Origin of the sequence: Acinetobacter sp. CIP 102136 (genome assembly GCF_000369685.1) — a bacterium.
Lineage (GTDB): Bacteria > Pseudomonadota > Gammaproteobacteria > Pseudomonadales > Moraxellaceae > Acinetobacter > Acinetobacter fasciculus.
Genome location: NZ_KB850146.1, coordinates 1 through 3143, shown reverse-complemented (window position 1 = coordinate 3143; position 3143 = coordinate 1). Strand labels below are relative to the sequence as shown.

At 33.6% G+C, this 3143-nt stretch carries 2 protein-coding genes; both read left to right on the top strand.

The genetic code is table 11. The annotated features are described in order from the left end of the window. The first annotated feature begins 198 nt into the window (after positions 1 to 198). Positions 199 to 1395 carry a reverse transcriptase domain-containing protein gene (locus tag F893_RS15835; RefSeq protein ID WP_005248997.1) on the top strand — a complete coding sequence of 399 codons (1197 nt, stop codon included), beginning with the start codon at positions 199 to 201 and terminating at the stop codon, positions 1393 to 1395. A gap of 165 nt (positions 1396 to 1560) precedes the next feature. After that, a complete protein-coding gene (locus tag F893_RS15830; protein WP_005248996.1) occupies positions 1561 to 2679 on the top strand; it encodes a Fic family protein in 1119 nt (372 codons plus the stop codon). The last annotated feature ends 464 nt before the right edge of the window (positions 2680 to 3143 follow it).

Sequence of the window (3143 nt, the reverse complement as noted above, 5' to 3'; positions counted from 1 at the left end):
ATTGAACCGCTGCCAAACTCTGGCAAACATCTCAATGAGGCTTCCCGAGTAGTGCACATCACACCGATATCAGCAGGGAACTTGACACGATGGACGTCCTTCATCGAAAAATTAGTGAACAGCGGTGAGGGTGATATGCGTATAACACAGACTTTCAGCCTGTATGGGTAGCCTTGTAAAGCATACAGTGAAGAGAGCATGGATTTTCAGAAGTTCTTTAAAGAACACTTTTTTAAAAAATTTAAAACTTTATTTATTAAACAACCTAAATATTTATTAGATATAAAATATTATCCTGAGTATCTTTCCTTCAATGAATTTGATTCCAGAAAAGAGCAAATTTTATCCAGTCTTTTACTAGATTTTTCTGATCGAAAATATTTTCCTCAAGCTTTACACCCTGTATTGATACCTAAACCAGATGGTTCATTACGTCTAATATGTATTCCGTCTATCCAAGATCGTTTAGTACAACAAATAATTTTAGAATATATAAGAGAAAAATACCCAGAAAAATATAAGTTAGCGACTGATTATGATTTTTCGTCTAAGAAAGAAGAGGGTGGTGCTATTAAAGCAAGATGCGTAGCATTAGGCTTTAGAAATCAATATTCTCATGTATTAAAGACTGATATATCTGCATTTTTTGATAATTTAGATAGAAAAATAATTAAAAAGAATATTGATATTCAAATAGGTATAAAAGAAATTGATTTTATTTTAGAAAAAATTATAAACATTGATATTAAGTTGCCCCCCCCCCATTCAATTGAATCTAAAGAATTTGAATTTTTAAAATCCAAAAAAGGAAAAGGAATTAGACAGGGCATGCCTATGTCTTCATTCTTTGCGTCTCTTTATTTATATGATTTTGACAATTTTATGAATATAAAAAACATAAAATATGTCAGATATGCTGATGATTTAATTGTATTTTGTTCATCCTATAAACAAGCTAAACAAAATTTATTACTAATAAAAGATGAACTTATAAAAATTAAACTCACTGTTCCAGATCTTGAAGAACGTACTAAAACGAAAATAGTTAAAAATCAATCTATTGATTTTTTAGGGTTAGAATTTAGGTATACAGGAAAGTATTTTAGATCGTTTATACCTAACTCAACATTTGAAAAAGTTAGTACAAAATTATTAGCTTATGATTCTTTAAACAAAAATATAAAAAGGCAAAAAAACTTTCCTGATGTAATTCAAGATATTAATTATATTACAAACGGGTATAAAGCAGCTTTCTCTGATGCCTGTAATACAAGCGAGCTAGATAAAGAAATTAGTGAAATCAAAACAAAAGTTTTCTCTAAATTGATGTCCTCTATAGACATAGATATTAATACTTTAAGCGCTAGACAGAAGAAATTCTTTTTTAGTTTATAAACTTTTATTTAACATAAAATCTCTTATGCGAAATTCGTATGTAAGCCTCAAATAGAAATGTCCTAGATAAATAGATGAGCTAATTAACCGATATATTCGGCTCATTAATTGATCTGAATATATGCTATATTCAACTCATCTTAGATTTTCAGAGAAAGATTGAAAATGCAGGAATGGATTTGGCAAATACAAAACTGGACAAATTTCACATGGCAAGATTCAATTATCTTACCTAAAACCAGACAGATACATCAAAAAATAGGGTTTCTTCTTGGACAAAGTCAGCATGATTTAGCAAAAGAACAATTCACTCTAGATACTCTACTTGCCAATCTTGTTGCTTCATCAGCAATTGAAAATGAAACCATCAATGTTTTTTCATTGCGATCATCTCTAGCTCAACGCTTGGGTGTCACGCTTGAACAGCCTTATCCAAGCTCAGATCGATCAGAAGGTTTAGCCAATATCATGCTAGATGCACTTAACGATGTTAAGCAACCACTGACTGTTGAGCGTCTCATGCAATGGCATCGTTGGCTTTTCAATGATCCAGACTGGACAATGCAACGTTTACGCATTGGTCAACTCCGGGGATCAGAGCCTATGCAGGTCGTTTCAGGTCGATTGCATTACCCTAAAGTACATTTTGAAGCACCTCCAAGAGAAGGCTTAGAAGATCGCTTAAATGCCTTCATAGAGTGGTTTAATCAGAGTTTAAATGATTCATTGCTTGATCCATTGTTACGTGCAGGCATTACCCATTTATGGTTTGTTACTCTGCATCCTTTTGATGATGGTAATGGCCGTATTACACGTACACTTACAGACCTTGCTCTCGCTCAAATGGATGAACAGAGCATCCGTTTGTATGCAATGTCTACTGCGATATTAAACAAACGTAAAAGTTACTATGAGGTATTAGAGCAAACCCAAAAAAATGATTCTGATATCACAAATTGGCTGATTTGGTTTCTAGACACATTGAATGATAGCCTTGAAAAAACCTTGGCGCAGATCAGTCGAACATTATTTAAAAGTCAATTTTGGCATAAACATTCAAATTCAACCCTGGGTGAAGAACAACGCAAAGTTCTAAATCGTTTATTAGACGGTGGAGAAAATGGCTTTGAACATGGTATTAGTGCTTCACAATATCAAAAGGTTGCTAAAGTCAGTAAAGCAACAGCTACTCGCCATTTATCAGACCTACTTGAGAAAGAATGTATCGTCAAATTAGAAGGTGGTGGACGTAATACACGCTATCAGATTAATACTCAGTTATAGATATTCTTAGTAATAAAAAACCCCGGCATCCTGCCGGGGTTTCTCATATTGGGTTGCTAGGTATGACTCCTGTCTTACCTCACGCTCCTGGTGCGATCTTTCTTATTCTTGTTGTTTGGAACATCCTGTTCTCTATGACTTCATCATAGGAAAATTCACCTATCCTGGACAGCCGCAAAGAACCGGAATTCACGTAAGCTCAGGCGTACAAAATAGCCTAAATTTTATCCCCAGCAATTGGGGATAGTTTTGGAACCTGAATCCGTATGAAATGGGCACTGACTGCCAAATTGATCGTTTTTTGATCAAATTTACTGGCAAAATGTTACAGATCCGCTTAAAAACTCACCAACTTATTACAAAAACCATTTTTTGTGCATTTTGTGATCAGTATTAAATTTTTAAGTTATTGATATTTAAATTAATATACAAGTGTACTTCGTATAACCGCCATTATGTTAAAT